This is a genomic window from Secundilactobacillus angelensis (assembly GCF_012641075.1).
GTDB classification, from domain to species: domain Bacteria; phylum Bacillota; class Bacilli; order Lactobacillales; family Lactobacillaceae; genus Secundilactobacillus; species Secundilactobacillus angelensis.
On record NZ_JAAXLJ010000007.1, the window covers coordinates 96,556 to 111,611 of the forward strand.

Genomic DNA, 15,056 nt, shown 5'->3' on the forward strand with positions numbered 1-15,056 from the left:
GATCATGCAATTTGACTTTAATAGTACTGAACCACTGTATCTTCAAGTTGCTGAGCAGATTGAAGAGGCAATTTTTACAAACAGCTTTGAAGAGGGGACTCAGGTGCCCTCAACAACTGAGGTATCTAAACAATTTCACATCAATCCTGCCACGGTTCTTAAAGGGATGAATATTTTGGTCAGCGATGGCTTTTTGGAAAAAAGGCGTGGCCTCGGGATGTTTGTGGTAACGGGTGCCCACGCTAAAATCCGGGAAAAACGTCAGACGGAATTTTATGAAGATTACGTGGTTAACTTGGTTAAAGAAGCTAAAAAATTAAGCTTGCCAGAAACGACTATTCTCGAAATGATAAAAAGGGGGTATAACAATGGCTAAACTTAAGCCAATTAAAATTAACCACGTCAGTAAATATTTTGGTAAACAGCAAGTTTTGGACGATATCGAGTTGACCATTGAACCAGAGACTATCTATGGTTTATTAGGTCGAAATGGCGCTGGAAAGAGTACGTTATTCAATATCATTACTGACCGGATCCCGTTAAGCGACGGAGAAGTGACCATTGCTGGGCAGCCGGTAACCGACAATGATGCTGTACTCAACCGGATTTACCTGATGAGTGAGGCAAATCTTTATCCTTCACGGATGCGTGTTAAGGACATTTTTCAATTAACAGCACAACTTTATCAAGGGATGGACATGGCGCTGGCACAAACCTTAGCTGAACAATTCGAACTGAATATGAGTACCCGCTTCAATAAATTGTCCACGGGGTCTCGTTCCATCATGAAACTGATCATTGCTTTGGCGGTTGATGTTGATTACGTCTTTTTAGATGAGCCAACTCTGGGGCTGGATGCCAATCATCGGCGCCTATTTTACGATGCTTTGCTGGACAGTTATGCCAAGCGACCACGCAGTTTTATCATTTCGACTCATTTAATAGAAGAAGCCAGCAATTTAATCGAGCGTGTCTGGGTATTGCAAAATCAGCACATTATTATTGATGAATCTACTGAAAGCGTATTGAATAAGGGCTTTGCTGTAACCGGGCCAACGGCGGATGTTGAAGCTTATACGGCTGGTCTAAATATTATTGGGCATGAAGCACTCGGTAATTTGATGGTGCACTATATTTACGGTGAATTGAAGGGTGATAGGCCAATACCGGATACAGTGTCAATCAGCCATATCGATTTGCAGCGTTTATTTATCTATCTGACTAACCAGGAGGTGTCCACCGATGAGAATTAAGGCAGCATTTTCATATCAGCTTAAAAATTACTTTAAATCTTTCGGCTGGGTTTATCTGTGGTCAATCGCCGTTGTGGTAATTCTCCCCTTTGCAATTTCTCTCCTGTTGGGACGAATTAACATCTATGACATTAACGACTACTTACCTCAGTTTTTACCATCGTTGATCCTGAGTTTTTACCTGTTTGTGTTTGGCGGTATCAGCTATGATGGGTTTAAGCTATTCATTCAAAATGGGTTGGGGCGAAAGACTTATTTTCTGAGCAAATTATCCGCGTTGACTGTGATTTTATTAGTGGGAGAGGCAATTAATGTGCTGTACGGGTTGTTCTACCACCACTTCATTAATCCCAAAAACAATCCAATCATGACTTTTAGTGTCCTGTATGGTCATTACTTCAACTCGGCTGCTGCTAATACGGTATCGGTGTTGATCATCACGATGTTATTTACGGCTTGCATTATGGTCACTGGAATGGTCATTGGTTCGAGCTTAGGGCTGTTCAATAGGCGAGTGCAACGGATCAGTATTATTGGGATGCCAGTCGTGCTCTTTGTGTTGCTGGCAGTGTTGGTGATGCTAAATGATCAAACCAGTTTAAAGCTGACTTGGATCGGGGATGTCCTACTGTTTATCGTTGGCATGAAGCAGCCAGTTAGCACGGGTCACTTTGTCGCCTATGCACCAATGATATCTGGAACTATTTATATCATGGTGATGTTGTTTATTAGTTACCGTCTGACTTTAAGATTCCGCGTACCCCGATGATTTGGTGGTTGAATCCCATTTTCTCGTCAGTCATAAACGTGCTAAAATAAGAACATGCTTAAAGATCGGAGCGAGAAAAGTGGAAGCCACTAATCAGATTAATGACATACGTGAAGAGCTCAATGAACTACGCAGTCAGGTCAATGCTGGTGAATTATTTCAATCACTCGGCAACCGGCTTGAATCGTTGGTTACGTCAGTAAAAAGTGATCCAACTGTCACTGCGGTGCAATTACCCGATGACAATGATGGTATCCGAGAGTTATTAACCCAGCTGAATGATCAGCTCAAAGACGAATCCCTGGCAGTTTTAAGTGACCAGCAGGTGCTCCAACTGATTTCACACATTGGGTCACCAGATCCAAGCGTTCGTGATAAGGGCATTTATTTCTTATTTAATGACTTAATCCAGCAGAATTTACTATCGAATCAGCAAATGACAATGATCGTTCGTTATTTGACCCGTGACACGGTGCTTTTTGCTCACATTCTTGAGCCTGAAAACGACGCTGTTTATCAACGGGCATTTGCCGTGTTGCTGCTATCGGTGTTACTTTATGCCGATCGAGCTGGTTATCATTTCTTAGACCAGCAGCTGGTCAACCAAGTTGTTGACCAGTTAGCCTTGTACATGGTGCTTGAATCCGATACTCGTGGATTTATTAAGACGAACGGTTGGGCACATGCCTTTACCCATGTCGGTAATTTATTGGATGAATTATCCGAACGGGAACGATTGACACGTGCTGACAAGTTATTTTTAATGGCCATCATGATCGAACGTTATAAGACACTGGATGGGCCACTAATTTTTGGTGAACCCCAACGGCTAGCAGGCTATCTTGCACGCTTAACGAATAAAAATCAATTGTACGCGGATTATTTCTTAAAGCAGCTGAAGCACTGGCGACAAGAACTGGTGATTGTTCAACAACAGGAAAGTCAGGCGGGTTGGAATCGAATCTATAACCGAGGTCGGCTGATTGAATCAATGATCGTGCGGCATGATTTTAGTGACGCCATCATGCAATATTTACGTTCGGTGATTGATTTTCTAGCTTAGGACTTTGAAAGGGTGAAACCAATCAATTATTATCGTCGTTTATTTCAAACAAGTTATCAGTTATTAAGAGTGCGACCGGTAAATCTTGGCTGGCTGATGCTACTGGCAATTTTAGTCACACTGCATATTCTCATGTTAAATCCGGGGTTAGTTGCTATTAAAGTGGTGCTGATCCTTGGCTTTTTAGCGGGATTAATTTTCGAGTTAAACTTAATCTTAACCGTCTTTACGACTAATAAGACCATCTTAAATCAAACGGATCTCTTGATGTTAACGGCTTGGCACCGATTGTCTAAGCGTTGGCTGCAATTAGTCGGGCTAGTCGTTTTAATGGCGATTCTTTGGTTGCCATTTGGCGATGCTGGTTTTACAGCGTCCGTTTTAAATTTAGTTAAGGTGCCCATTAACTGGGTGGATACCGTTGTTTTACAGAGACGTATCGCGGTGGCCATTCTTGTTGTTTTGTATGGCATTTTGCTCTTCAGCTTTCTAAAATTGCTGGGGTACTTAAGGATAACAGTCAAGCCAGAATTGGTCTCGATTAATGGCTGGCATCGACTCGTTTGGTTTTGCCGACCGTTAATTGCGATTTGGCTACCGATGTCCATTATCGACCGAGTGGCTGTCCGCGGGTTGCGAGCATTAAGCAATCAGTTATCAAATGGTGTTGGCAATGGCACTAGTCTAACAACCTTGGTTTTGCTGGTTGCCTTTTCACTGATTGGCTTGAGTGTGTTTTTAATTGCTATTATTTGGGAGTCGATTGCGCAACCAGAATTCCAGCCAGAGTTTTCCGAGGAGGAAGCACATCTGCATAGTATGGCTTGGTTTCCCACCGGGCTGGTTATGCTTCTGGTCATTCTTTTTGGATTTCAGGCTTTCCACTTTGGTTCCATTGCCGCAACGCCAAGTTTGACGATTTCTCATCGAGGCGTAATTGGGGATAATGGGATGCCAAACTCATTGTCGGCTTTTCGTCGCACAGTTAAACATCAGCCCAATTTTGTGGAGGTTGACGTTCAGGAGACTAAGGATGGTCAGTTCGTTGTTTCTCATGGTCAGGATATCAATTTAAAGACCGAGGCGGGTAAAAAAGTCGGCAACATTCAAAAATTAACTTTAGCGCAAATTAAAAAACATTCGGCTGAGAAAAATGGTCATCACACGAACATTGTGAGTCTGGCTAGTTATTTAAGAACAGCCAAAAAGCAAAATCAGCGGTTAATTGTAGAAATCAAGGTTACGCCGCAAGATAGTCCGGATATGGTTCAGCGTTTTGTGGATCAGTATGGCAGTCAATTAGTTGCTAATCATGATTTTGTCCATACAATGAGTTATCAGACGCTTTTGAAGTTAAAACAGCTCAACTCTAATTTGATTGTGGGATACATTGTTCCTTTAAATCTCATTTCAATTAAAAATCTGCCAGCTGATTTTTACTCTTTGCAGGCTATTGGTCTCAATACGACCATGATTAGACAAGCACACTCAATTGGGGCACCAGTATTTGCGTGGACGCCTGATAAATTAACTGATATGCAGGTCATGCGGGTTTTAGGAGTGGATGGTCAGATCACCAACCAACTAACACGACTTCAACAAGTCAATCGTCAGCCCATCAAACAGTTTAATTGGGCAATTGTTGAAAATGTTGTGAACCAGTTTTGCTGATTTTTCGTATTTAGCTCTATAAGGAGCTGATGAAATGACCACAAGATGTTCGTGGGCGGAGAAGAGCCCTCAGTTATTGATCTATCATGATTTAGAGTGGGGCGTCCCCGTTTATGACGAGCGCCAGTTATTTGAAAATCTGTCGTTAGAAATCTTTCAGGCAGGCTTAGCTTGGCACCTGATTTTAAAGTACCGGGAGGCTTTAAGGGTTTCCTTCGACCAGTTTGATCCTGATAGGTTGGCTGGCATCACACCTGCACGTCTTCAGGCGTTGTATCATGATAAAAGAATCATTCGTAACCAGCAAAAAATCGATGCGGTGATTGAGAACGCTAAAGTGCTTACCAGCTTGCATGAATTAGGCTGGACTCTGAGTGAGACCCTTTGGCAGCAGGTGAATGGCATGCCACTGGATCACCACTTAAAAGCAGACGAGGCGTTAAGCAGCGACTTATTTGTGGCAGAATTATCGCAGACACTGCGACAACTTGGGTTTAAACGGATCGGCCCCAAGACGTGTTATTCATTGTTGCAGGTTTCTGGAATTGTGAATGATCATTTAGCGGCATGTTATCGACATGATGAAATATCAGAAACAATCAGCTAAATAAAAAACGTGACCACCCAAATTGTTTGAGTGGTCACGTTTTTATTTAAGGATAGTAATTAAATTAATTCTCGGCTTTCTTTGCGGGATGTTTAGCTGGCTTATTTTCTAAGTCCGTCCGAACAACCAGAACGTCAGAAATTGCAGTCCGAGTAACGTATTCTGTGACTGATCCAATCAGTAACCGTTCCACAGCGTTTAAACCAGTGGCACCAATCATGATTAAATCAATGCCAAGTTTCTTTGGCATGTCGCGGGCAATAATGGTCTTTGGTGCACCATATTCAATCGAGTAGTCAACGCTGCTAACGCCAGCATCTTTTGCTTGTTGAATATACTTATCCAAGGTTTTCTTGGCCGTATCGGTTACTTCTTCAACCATTGTTGTATCGAAGCTAGAAATATTTTGAAATGCCCGAGTGTCCACAACGTGAACCAGATGCAGGTCAGAATCATTTCTTTTGGCAACTGCCACAGCTTTTTCGAATGCTAACTCGGCTTCGTAAGAACCATCAACTGGAACTAAGATGTGTTTGTATTGTTGTAACATGATGACTCACCTCTCTCTACTTGTTAACTCTATTTTACGTTATTTTAGACCAAATAAAAAGAGAAATGTAAACCGTTTTCATTTAATTTTCGGAAAGAAGTGGACCAGCATTAATTGAATCGCCAGAATATCAAGCACACCAACCAATAATGTCATGGAAATAAAGACATCGTTTTGCATGATGGTAGCGACTGCAGCAATTATTCCGACAACGAATAATGACCAGCCAGCGAACTTAACAATTCCTGCTAAATTTCGGTTTTCTTCGGGATGGAAAACCAGAAACGGTCTGTTCGTATGGGTGAGAAAGAACCACCCGAGGAAAAAAGTCAGTAACACGTATAGAATCATCAAAATATTAATAACCACAAGGAACCTCCAAGGCTTTACGCCGGTTTATTCTCATAAAATAAAAAAGCTGACTTACAATGTGCAAGCCAGCCCCAAAGTGTTGCCACTTTGAAGATCTAATAGTGCCGTTAATTGTCCGATAGGTTTTGGCCCGCTGATAAGCAGGTGGGACGGGTATATCTGCGTTCATGCTACCAAGTGTAAAAGGCCTGCAATCCGGAAGAGTTAACCCATGTCCCAATGTAACATTAGTTGTTCGGCAAACACGTATGTGGACAACGCGCACACCCTAGAACTCATCTATATATTAGCATATTTCAGCCGTTTTTACCATTTTGACTCTTGAAGCCGTTAATCTTTCGCCTGTTGGGCTTTTCGTAAGCGCTCATACTGCTGAGCAAGAGCCGACTCAAACTTACCGTTGGTTTTTGGTTCGTAGTACTGAGCGTTTTTGATTTTATCTGGCAGGTACTGCTGTTTGACCCAGTCGTTTTTGAAGCTGTGGGGGTATTTATAGTCAACACCGTGGCCCAGATCAGCTGCCCCCTTATAGTGAGCGTCTTTCAAGTGATCGGGAATGTCGCCGTAGTGACCTGAGCTGATGTCTGCCATGGCAGCATCGATTGCCATCATGCCGGAGTTTGATTTCGGTGATAGACACAGCTCAATGACTGCATCAGCTAATGGAATCCGTGCTTCAGGGAAACCTAAACGCTGAGCAGCAGTGACCGCTTCAACGACTCGAGCAGCTGCGGGCGGATTGGCCAAACCGACATCTTCGTAAGCAATGACGGTTAGTCGCCGGGCAATGGTTGGCAGATCACCAGCAGTGACCAATCTCGCCAAATAGTGTAGTGCAGCATCGGTGTCGCTACCCCGGATGGATTTTTGAAACGCAGAAATCACATCATAGTGGGCATCGCCATCCTTATCATGGCTGAAAGCCTTTTTTTGTAGGCACTCTTCAACGACAGGTAAAGTGAGGTGAATGACACCATTTGATGGGTCAGTCGACTTAGCCGCCAATTCTAGGCTGTTCAGTGCGCTTCTGAGGTCGCCGTTGGTAGCAGTGGTCAGCAGGTTCTCCGATTCCGGTGCCAAATCAATGTTTTGATTACCCAGTCCGTTGTCTTTATCGGTTAAAGCCCGGTCAATTGCGGTTCGGATGTCGTCTGGCATCAGTGGCTTTACTTCGAAAATTTGTGTCCGGCTGCGAATAGCTGGATTAATACTGATGTAGGGATTCTCAGTAGTTGCTCCAATGAGTACGATCCGACCGTTTTCCAAATGGGGCAGTAAAAAGTCCTGCTTGGTTTTGTCCAACCGGTGAATTTCATCGAGTAGCAGAATAACGGTGCCACTCATCTTAGCTTCTTCGGCAACAATCTGAAGATCCTTTTTAGAATCAGTCGCAGCGTTTAATTTTCGAAAAGCATATTTTGTTGAGCCAGCGATGGCACTGGCAATACTAGTTTTGCCAGTGCCAGGGGGACCATATAAAATCATGGATGACAGCATTTTAGCTTTGACCATTCGGGAGATGATTTTTCCGGGGCCCACTAAGTGTTGCTGCCCGACCACGTCTTCAATCCGCTGTGGCCGCATGCGGTAAGCTAAAGGTTGTGGCATAGTTTGACTTCTTTCAATTAATTTAAAGACCGAGGTGTTTCTTCATCTTAGCCCAGAGCGTTGTTTGAGCCGGTTGAGCCTTAGCCTCCGGTTGTTCAATTGCCGGCTCTTGGGCAGCTTTATCTTCAACTTTAATCGGGTACTGGTTGATTGCTGTTTTTGAGATCACGACTAATCCTGAATCGGTGGGTTTATTCCCATAAAAATCGTCTTGAACGATGGTGAATGCCCGTTGAAGTTGACCGGCGATTTGTAAATAGGGCTTTAGAGCGGTCATTCCGGTGTGACCGTTAAAAATTACCTGGTAATCTGGATGAGTCTTCAATTCCGCTTGAAAAGCCGACAAATATTCAGTCCCTTGAAGCTGTTGGATTGACATCAGCAGTGACACTCGTTCGCGAAACGTGCCTAGGTAAGTTCGTTGCTCGTCAGGATGCAGTTTTGGTGGTCCGTATATGGCGTTATCCAAGTGAGACGTCATTTGATCTTTGTCAGGCATTGCGTAACACCAACTTTCATTAATAGTAAGACTATTGTAACATGTCTGTATGAACACAGACACCATGAAGAACGGGGGAGCGACTTTGTTTAATGATTCTGATTTTCAGGTTTTTGAGGACCCAACTTTAGGGGGACGGATGGCAGGTATTCGCGGCGAAATCGACCCTAAATTTGAAGCCTTAGCACCGCTCGTGATTGAAACGCTAGGTTTTCAAACGCCAATTTTTGCCCACGTTGCTAAACATTTACGCCGGCATAAGAACCCACCGATGAATACGTGGATCGCTTTTAGTACCAACAAGCGTGGTTATAAAATGAATCCGCATCTCATGATCGGTTTTTGGGACGACCGGTTGTTTGTTTGGCTGGCTAGTCTAGCTGAAGCAAAAGAGCGAGCGCAAATGATTCAGCGGTTATCCATGATGCTGCCTGAACTGGCTAAACTTAATGATTATTATGATATTAGTCCTAACCACATGGCGAAAATCTCTCACACGATTTCAGCAAAAGGGTTAGATCAGCAACTCGGACATTATCAGCAGGTAAAACAGGCTGATTTCTTAGTCGGCCGTCAGTGGTTGCGTGGTGACACGATTTTTGCTGATCCTAAGCAAGTTGAGCAGACGGTCTTGACAACTGTTTCAGATTTACGGCCATTCTTTAAACTACTTATTAAATAAAGGGACAAAAAAAGCAATTTGCACGTTATGTGCAAATTGCTTTTCTTTAGATAAACAACGCTTATTAACGGTTGTAGAATTCAACGATAAGAGATTCGTCAAGGTCTGCATCCAATTCTTCACGTTGTGGTAAACGAACAAGTTTACCTTCAAGCTTGTCAGCATCGAACTCAACGTATTGAGGACGACCAACAACGGCTTCAACGGCATCCTTGATGATTTGCATACTCTTTGACTTCTCACGAACGCTGATCACTTGACCAGGCTTAACTTCGTATGAAGGAATATCAAGACGCTTGCCATCAACGGTGATGTGACCATGGTTAACCAATTGACGGGCTTGACGACGAGTAGTAGCCAAACCTAAACGGTAAACCACGTTGTCTAAACGACGTTCCAGTAAGATCATGAAGTTAACACCATGCTTACCTTCGCGAATCTTACCTGCGCGAACGAATAAGTTGTGGAATTGACGTTCAGTCAAACCGTAAGTGAAACGCAGCTTTTGCTTTTCACGTAATTGGGTCCCATATTCGGAAAGCTTTGAACGACGGCCTTGGCCGTGTTCGCCGGGTGCGAATGGACGACGTGCTAATTCTTTACCAGTACCTGAAAGTGAAACGCCAAGACGACGTGAAACACGCCAGCTTGGTCCTGTATAACGTGACATAGATAGTTCCTCCAAAAATTTTAGTTGGAGTAAAATAATTTGACGTGAGTTTGATATTCGTGCAGATCCCTTTGCGGTTTTCGCCCTGTGCAGCCGCAGGTTACTTACCGAACCACCTTTTGGCAGTGATCTGTTGACGAGCTTACCGCTCACCGCTGCATTATTTTACACAATTGCCAGTGTATCGCGAAGTGCTACTAATTGTCAATATGTTTCAGTAAGATTGAGGCGAATTGTTCAAGTTCTGTGCGGTCATCTTCTGTAAAACGGCCAATCTTTGGTGAGTCAAGATCCATCACACCGATTTTAACGCCATTCTTAGTCAATGGGATGACTACTTCACTGTTGCTGGCTGAATCACAAGCGATGTGACCAGGAAATTGGTGAACATCTTTGACTAGCTGAGACTGCTGCGTTTGAAAGGCAGTGCCGCAGACACCGGCACCGTTCTTAATGTGAACACAGGCGACGTTACCTTGGAATGGTCCGAGCAAGAGTTCATCTTCCTTGGGCTGGTACAGATAAAAGCCTGCCCAGTTCAAATCAGGCATGGTTTGTTTCAATAAAGCTGAAGCGTTTGATAAGTTGGCAATCAAATTCGTTTCATTGTATAAAAGTGCATCTAGTTGCTGACTCATCATTGAAACAGTGGTATTTGTTTCCGTCATTTTTGATTACCTCTCACTTATTAGTTTATGAATCTTGAAATTCGGGTGAAGCCTTTTCACAAGGTATGCTATAATTTAAGCTGGTATAGATTTTAATGGGTATTTGATGAAAAATCAATCATAATCTATCTAATGTACATAATAAAAAATGTATTTTGGTAACGAAGGATGGGGATTAGATGTTTAGGATATTAATAGGAGTCATTATCCTGGCAATTGTCATATACGCCGGTATATTAATCTACCAGCAGTATCTGATTAGACGGTTGAAGGGAATCGATCAACAAAGAGAAGATCTGTCACTTGACGAACTGAGCAATTCAGTTGACCAGGTACAAGCCATGAGCTTGACAGGCAAGACGCTGGAAGAAGTGCAACAGCTAACGACAGATTTTGGTGACTTAGAAGAAAACCGTCTGCCGAGGCTTAAGCAGCAAGTTGATGACGCCATTAATAGCGCTAAGCAATACCGGATCTTTTCGGCTCAGCAGGAAGCCAAGAAAGCTGAAGCTTCGTTAGATGTTGCTAATCAGGCCATTAAGCAGGTCAAAGACCAAGTTTCCGAACTCAAGCAGATCGATGCTCAACATAAGCAAGCGGTGAAGACGCTGGAAGCACGCTATCAATCACTACGCAAAACGTTATTAGCGAAAAACTTTATGTATGGTGATGCCATTGATGGCCTTGAAACCCAGTTAGGCAAACTGGAAGATGATAACGATCATTTCCGTGAGGTTACCAGTAAAGGTGATCATGAAGAAGCCGCTAAATTATTGCAGCGGCTTCAAGCTGATACTGATCACTTAGATGAAATGTTAAAGGCGATTCCACCGTTAGTGACTAACCTCGAAACTGAATTTCCGACTCAAATCAAGGAATTGAAACAGGGTGAAAGCGAATTAACAGCGCAGGGGTACCAATTCCCTGAGGCAGATTTTAAGGATCAAATTGCTGCTTTATCGGCTGAAATCACCAAGAGTAAAGAATCGCTGGCAAAGCTGGATGTGGATGCTGTGAAACAGGCTGATACAGCCTTATCCACTAAAATTGATCATTTTTACGACGTCATGCAAAAAGAAATGACTGCAAAGGGTAAAGTTACTAAAAATCTTGATTATCTTGCCAAATTTATTAGTCATGCCCAAAACCAAAATAGTCTGCTTATGCGTGAGCTAGAACGGTTGAACCATAACTATACCTTAGATCACCAAGAGTTAGAAACGACTCGCGAATTTACCGAACAGCTTCGCAATATCGAAACAGCTTATCAAAAAGACGTGGAAAACATTCACAGCAATGATGCGATATACACGGAAGTCGATGCTCGGCAAACACGCCAAATTCACGATTTAACCCAAATTGAAAAACAACAACAAGAAATTAACGATTCGGTGGCAGGACTAGCCAAGGAAGAGGAACAGGCTAACCAGAACCTCCAGCAGTTTGAATTTAAACTGCACAGCATTCGTCGTGAGGTTGAAAATCTGAATCTGCCCGGAGTAGCTAAAAGCTATCTGGATTATTACCAAGTTGTCAGCGATGAGATTGACAAGTTAACTGATGACATGAATCAAGTTCAGATTGACATGGAAGACATTACTAAACAGTTGATCATGATTCAGTCTGATTTGGATATTTTGACGGAAAAGACTAACGATTTAATTGATAGTGCCAAGTTGGCGGAACAATTAATTCAGTATGCTAATCGTTACCGAATGACCCATGATGAAGTTGCTACTGCTAGCCAGGAAGCACAACGTCTGTTTGATGAAGAATATGATTACGCTAAGAGTCTTGAAACGATTGCAACGGTCTTGGATGAAGTTGAGCCAGGGTCGTACAAACGGTTGGAAGACCGCTATTATCAAAGTAAGCAACCGATTGCTGATGAAGATGATAGTGAAGTTGCAGATAAGTAACGCTTATAATGAAGCACCGCAATTCCTTTTGGGGGATTGGGGTGCTTTTTAATTTATAGGGCTGAATTGGGTTACAGCGGGCAGAGACTTGCATCTAACGGGCCGATGACTAAAATCCAAAGTTCGGGATTTTTGTCATCGGTCCGTTAGACTCCAGTCTCTAAACGCCCGCTTTCACACCTTATACTTGCTTCCCCCCTTTATATCCTATATAATCAACCCCAGTCTATTTGATTGGAGTCGAACCAATCTAAAACGCAAAGAGGCAGAACATACATGACTTATTTTGATAATAGTGCAACAACGAAGGCCGATCCCGAAGTCGTTTCTACTTACGACAAAGTCAGTGAAAAGATTTGGGGTAATCCTTCGAGTTTACATCAGTTTGGTGAAGAAGCTTTTAACCTGCTGGAACAGTCCCGCAAACAGATTGCTGATTTACTTGGCGCATCTCAAAGTGAGATTCTGTTTACCAGTGGTGGTACAGAGGGTGACAACTGGGTTGTAAAGGGGACTGCCATTGAAAAACGGCAATTCGGCAATCATTTGATTACAACGGCGGTTGAACATCCTGCCATTCATAATTCAATGGAACAATTGAAACAGCTTGGATTCGAAGTCACTTATTTGCCGGTTGATGAACACGGTCGGATTTCAATCGATGATTTGAAAGCCGCCATTCGGCCGACCACGATTTTAGTTTCCATTATGGCTGTGAATAACGAAATTGGAACGATTCAGCCGCTAAAAGAGGCCGCTGAGGTGTTGAAGGATTATCCTAAAATCCATTTTCATATTGATGCTGTTCAAGGCATTGGCAAGGGCATTCAAGAGATGATCATGAACGACCGGGTGGACTTTGTGACTTTTTCTGGGCATAAATTCCACGCACCAAGAGGCATTGGCTTCATCTATGCCCGTCGCGGTCGCAAGATTGCACCCTTATTGACGGGTGGCGGTCAGGAGCGGAATTTACGAAGTGGAACCGAAAACCTGCCAGCAATCGCTGCTATGGCGAAGGCTTTACGCCTATTACTGACGGATGAAAGACAGAAGGTCGCTAAAGAAGCTGCAATTAAGCGGCGAATCTTTGATCACGTTCAACAATTCCCGTTAGTCACCACTTTTTCTGAGGATAACGCCGGGTTCGCACCGCACATTCTCTGTTTTGCGATTCAAGGTGTTCGTGGTGAAACCATCGTGCATGCTTTTGAGGAAAAGGGTATCTATATTTCAACCACTAGTGCTTGCAGTTCTAAAAAACACTTAGCTTCAAGTACTTTGACGGCAATGCGCATTCCGGAGAATCTTTCTACCAGTGCCATTCGAATCTCGTTAGACGACCATAATACGTTGGCAGAAGCTGATGAGTTTAATCAAGTTTTTGACCAGTTATACGACAAATTTAAAATTTTATCAGCGTAAGATTAATCGAAAAGGGGACCCATATGCAATATTCTGAAATTATGGTGCGATACGGGGAACTTTCCACCAAGGGAAAAAATCGGAAGGATTTTATCCGCCAACTTGGCCGAAATGTTCGTCATAGCCTTCATGGATTTGAGGGCTTAGATATTCGTGCACAATACGATCGACTACACGTGGCTCTGAACGGTAATGATTCAACCCAAGTCATCGATCGCTTAAAGGGTGTCTTTGGAATCGAAAACTTTTCTCCGGTGATTAAAGTGGAAAAAGATTTTGAGGCCGTTAAGGATACCGCACTTCAAATGATTCAGGCACAATATGAATCAGGCATGACGTTCAAAATTAATACGCGTCGTCAGGACCACCAATTTGAATATGACACTAACCAGATCAACGACAAGCTAGGTGGTCATATTCTCCGTAACGTTCCGGGAATCAAAGTTAAGATGAAGAATCCTGACATTACCTTACGGGTGGAAGTTCGCCTAAATGGGATTTTTCTCAGCAGTGAAACCATCCCTGGTGCTGGTGGATTGCCCGTCGGTACAGGTGGTAAAGCCACCATGATGCTTTCTGGCGGGATCGATTCCCCGGTCGCAGCTTACCTTGGCATGAAGCGTGGGGTTAAGCTCGACATGGTGCACTTCTTTAGTCCGCCATATACCAGCGAACAGGCGCTTGCAAAAGCCAAGGAACTGACTTCAAAGATTGCTGGCTATGCTGGCAGTATTAACTTTATTCAAGTCCCTTTCACTAAGGTCCAGGAAACGATTAAAGAAAAGGTGCCTGAAGGTTATTTGATGACCATTCAGCGCCGGATGATGCTGCGAATTGCTGCTGCCATTACGTTATCTCGGGGTGACAAGGGCGTCTTCACCGGTGAATCACTTGGACAAGTGGCTTCTCAAACACTTGAAAGCATGATGGCCATCAACGATGTGACCACTTTGCCGGTATTGCGTCCGTTAGTCTCAATGGATAAGACTGAGATCATTAAGATTGCTGAAAAGATTGATACTTATGATTTATCTATCCTACCATTTGAAGACTGCTGTACAATTTTTACACCGCCAGCACCTAAGACGCGACCTGACTTGGAAAAAACGCGGAACTTTGAAAAACTAATCGATGTGGAAGGTTTGATGCAAGAATCACTCGATGGGATTGAAGTAACCGTGATTCATCCAGGTGAGAACTTCATGAATCAAAGCGAGGAAGTCTTTGCTGAATTGCTTTAAAATCAGTTAAATAAAGGGACGTCTGTATAATCGTTGCTGTACGATGAGTAGCCAGTTAT

The 15,056-nt window shown here is 43.2% G+C and carries 16 protein-coding genes and 1 other RNA gene; 10 read left to right on the forward strand and 7 right to left on the reverse strand.

Annotated elements, in window-relative coordinates; genetic code table 11:
* The first annotated feature begins 4 nt into the window (after nucleotides 1–4).
* From HC026_RS05790 to HC026_RS05815, 6 genes are all read left to right on the forward strand, one after another.
* On the forward strand, nucleotides 5–376 hold the full coding sequence (locus HC026_RS05790; protein ID WP_168925046.1) for a GntR family transcriptional regulator: 372 nt from the start codon (nucleotides 5–7) through the stop codon (nucleotides 374–376).
* Nucleotides 369–1,253 (forward strand): ATP-binding cassette domain-containing protein, encoded by an 885-nt coding sequence (locus tag HC026_RS05795; protein WP_168925047.1) that lies wholly within the window; start codon nucleotides 369–371, stop codon nucleotides 1,251–1,253. The genes HC026_RS05790 and HC026_RS05795 overlap by 8 nt, the downstream gene beginning before the upstream one ends.
* The gene (locus HC026_RS05800) at nucleotides 1,243–2,022 is read left to right on the forward strand and encodes a hypothetical protein (protein ID WP_168925048.1); all 780 of its coding nucleotides are present in this window, start codon (nucleotides 1,243–1,245) and stop codon (nucleotides 2,020–2,022) included. Before HC026_RS05795 ends, HC026_RS05800 begins: the two co-directional genes overlap by 11 nt.
* Nucleotides 2,023–2,101: 79 nt before the next feature.
* Complete coding sequence (locus HC026_RS12975) at nucleotides 2,102–3,085, forward strand: DUF2785 domain-containing protein (protein WP_168925049.1); 984 nt, start codon at nucleotides 2,102–2,104, stop codon at nucleotides 3,083–3,085.
* 12 nt (nucleotides 3,086–3,097) lie between these two features.
* On the forward strand, nucleotides 3,098–4,756 hold the full coding sequence (locus HC026_RS12980; RefSeq protein ID WP_168925050.1) for a glycerophosphodiester phosphodiesterase: 1,659 nt from the start codon (nucleotides 3,098–3,100) through the stop codon (nucleotides 4,754–4,756).
* Nucleotides 4,757–4,790: 34 nt separating this feature from the next.
* Nucleotides 4,791–5,363, forward strand: a complete 573-nt coding sequence (locus HC026_RS05815) for a DNA-3-methyladenine glycosylase I (RefSeq protein ID WP_168925051.1) — start codon at nucleotides 4,791–4,793, stop codon at nucleotides 5,361–5,363.
* Nucleotides 5,364–5,427: 64 nt separating this feature from the next.
* Here the strand turns inward: HC026_RS05815 and HC026_RS05820 are convergent, their stop codons facing one another.
* The 5 genes from HC026_RS05820 to HC026_RS05840 all read right to left on the reverse strand — a co-directional run bounded on the left by HC026_RS05820 (nucleotide 5,428) and on the right by HC026_RS05840 (nucleotide 8,392).
* Nucleotides 5,428–5,913 (reverse strand): universal stress protein, encoded by a 486-nt coding sequence (locus HC026_RS05820; RefSeq protein ID WP_168925052.1) that lies wholly within the window; start codon nucleotides 5,911–5,913, stop codon nucleotides 5,428–5,430.
* A gap of 78 nt (nucleotides 5,914–5,991) precedes the next feature.
* Entirely contained in the window at nucleotides 5,992–6,282 is a 291-nt protein-coding gene (locus HC026_RS05825; RefSeq protein WP_168925053.1) for a hypothetical protein, read from the reverse strand.
* Nucleotides 6,283–6,373: 91 nt separating this feature from the next.
* A non-coding RNA gene (gene ssrS / locus HC026_RS05830) (6S RNA) lies at nucleotides 6,374–6,563 on the reverse strand.
* Nucleotides 6,564–6,615: 52 nt separating this feature from the next.
* Complete coding sequence (locus HC026_RS05835; protein WP_168925054.1) at nucleotides 6,616–7,893, reverse strand: replication-associated recombination protein A; 1,278 nt, start codon at nucleotides 7,891–7,893, stop codon at nucleotides 6,616–6,618.
* A gap of 22 nt (nucleotides 7,894–7,915) precedes the next feature.
* Nucleotides 7,916–8,392 (reverse strand): YueI family protein, encoded by a 477-nt coding sequence (locus HC026_RS05840; protein ID WP_168925055.1) that lies wholly within the window; start codon nucleotides 8,390–8,392, stop codon nucleotides 7,916–7,918.
* Nucleotides 8,393–8,477: 85 nt separating this feature from the next.
* Here HC026_RS05840 and HC026_RS05845 point away from each other — a divergent pair, with 85 nt between their 5' ends.
* The gene (locus HC026_RS05845) at nucleotides 8,478–9,074 is read left to right on the forward strand and encodes a DUF1054 family protein (protein WP_168925056.1); all 597 of its coding nucleotides are present in this window, start codon (nucleotides 8,478–8,480) and stop codon (nucleotides 9,072–9,074) included.
* A 64-nt stretch (nucleotides 9,075–9,138) separates the two neighbouring features.
* Here the strand turns inward: HC026_RS05845 and rpsD are convergent, their stop codons facing one another.
* On the reverse strand, nucleotides 9,139–9,744 hold the full coding sequence (gene rpsD / locus HC026_RS05850; protein WP_168925057.1) for a 30S ribosomal protein S4: 606 nt from the start codon (nucleotides 9,742–9,744) through the stop codon (nucleotides 9,139–9,141).
* A 197-nt stretch (nucleotides 9,745–9,941) separates the two neighbouring features.
* A complete protein-coding gene (locus HC026_RS05855) occupies nucleotides 9,942–10,412 on the reverse strand; it encodes a GAF domain-containing protein (protein ID WP_168925058.1) in 471 nt (156 codons plus the stop codon).
* A 179-nt stretch (nucleotides 10,413–10,591) separates the two neighbouring features.
* Here HC026_RS05855 and ezrA point away from each other — a divergent pair, with 179 nt between their 5' ends.
* The 3 genes from ezrA (at nucleotide 10,592) to thiI (ending at nucleotide 14,997) form a co-directional block, all read left to right on the forward strand.
* Nucleotides 10,592–12,331 carry a septation ring formation regulator EzrA gene (gene ezrA, locus HC026_RS05860; protein ID WP_168925059.1) on the forward strand — a complete coding sequence of 580 codons (1,740 nt, stop codon included), beginning with the start codon at nucleotides 10,592–10,594 and terminating at the stop codon, nucleotides 12,329–12,331.
* 276 nt (nucleotides 12,332–12,607) lie between these two features.
* Entirely contained in the window at nucleotides 12,608–13,756 is a 1,149-nt protein-coding gene (locus HC026_RS05865; RefSeq protein ID WP_168925060.1) for a cysteine desulfurase family protein, read from the forward strand.
* 23 nt (nucleotides 13,757–13,779) lie between these two features.
* Nucleotides 13,780–14,997 carry a tRNA uracil 4-sulfurtransferase ThiI gene (gene thiI, locus HC026_RS05870; RefSeq protein WP_168925061.1) on the forward strand — a complete coding sequence of 406 codons (1,218 nt, stop codon included), beginning with the start codon at nucleotides 13,780–13,782 and terminating at the stop codon, nucleotides 14,995–14,997.
* The last annotated feature ends 59 nt before the right edge of the window (nucleotides 14,998–15,056 follow it).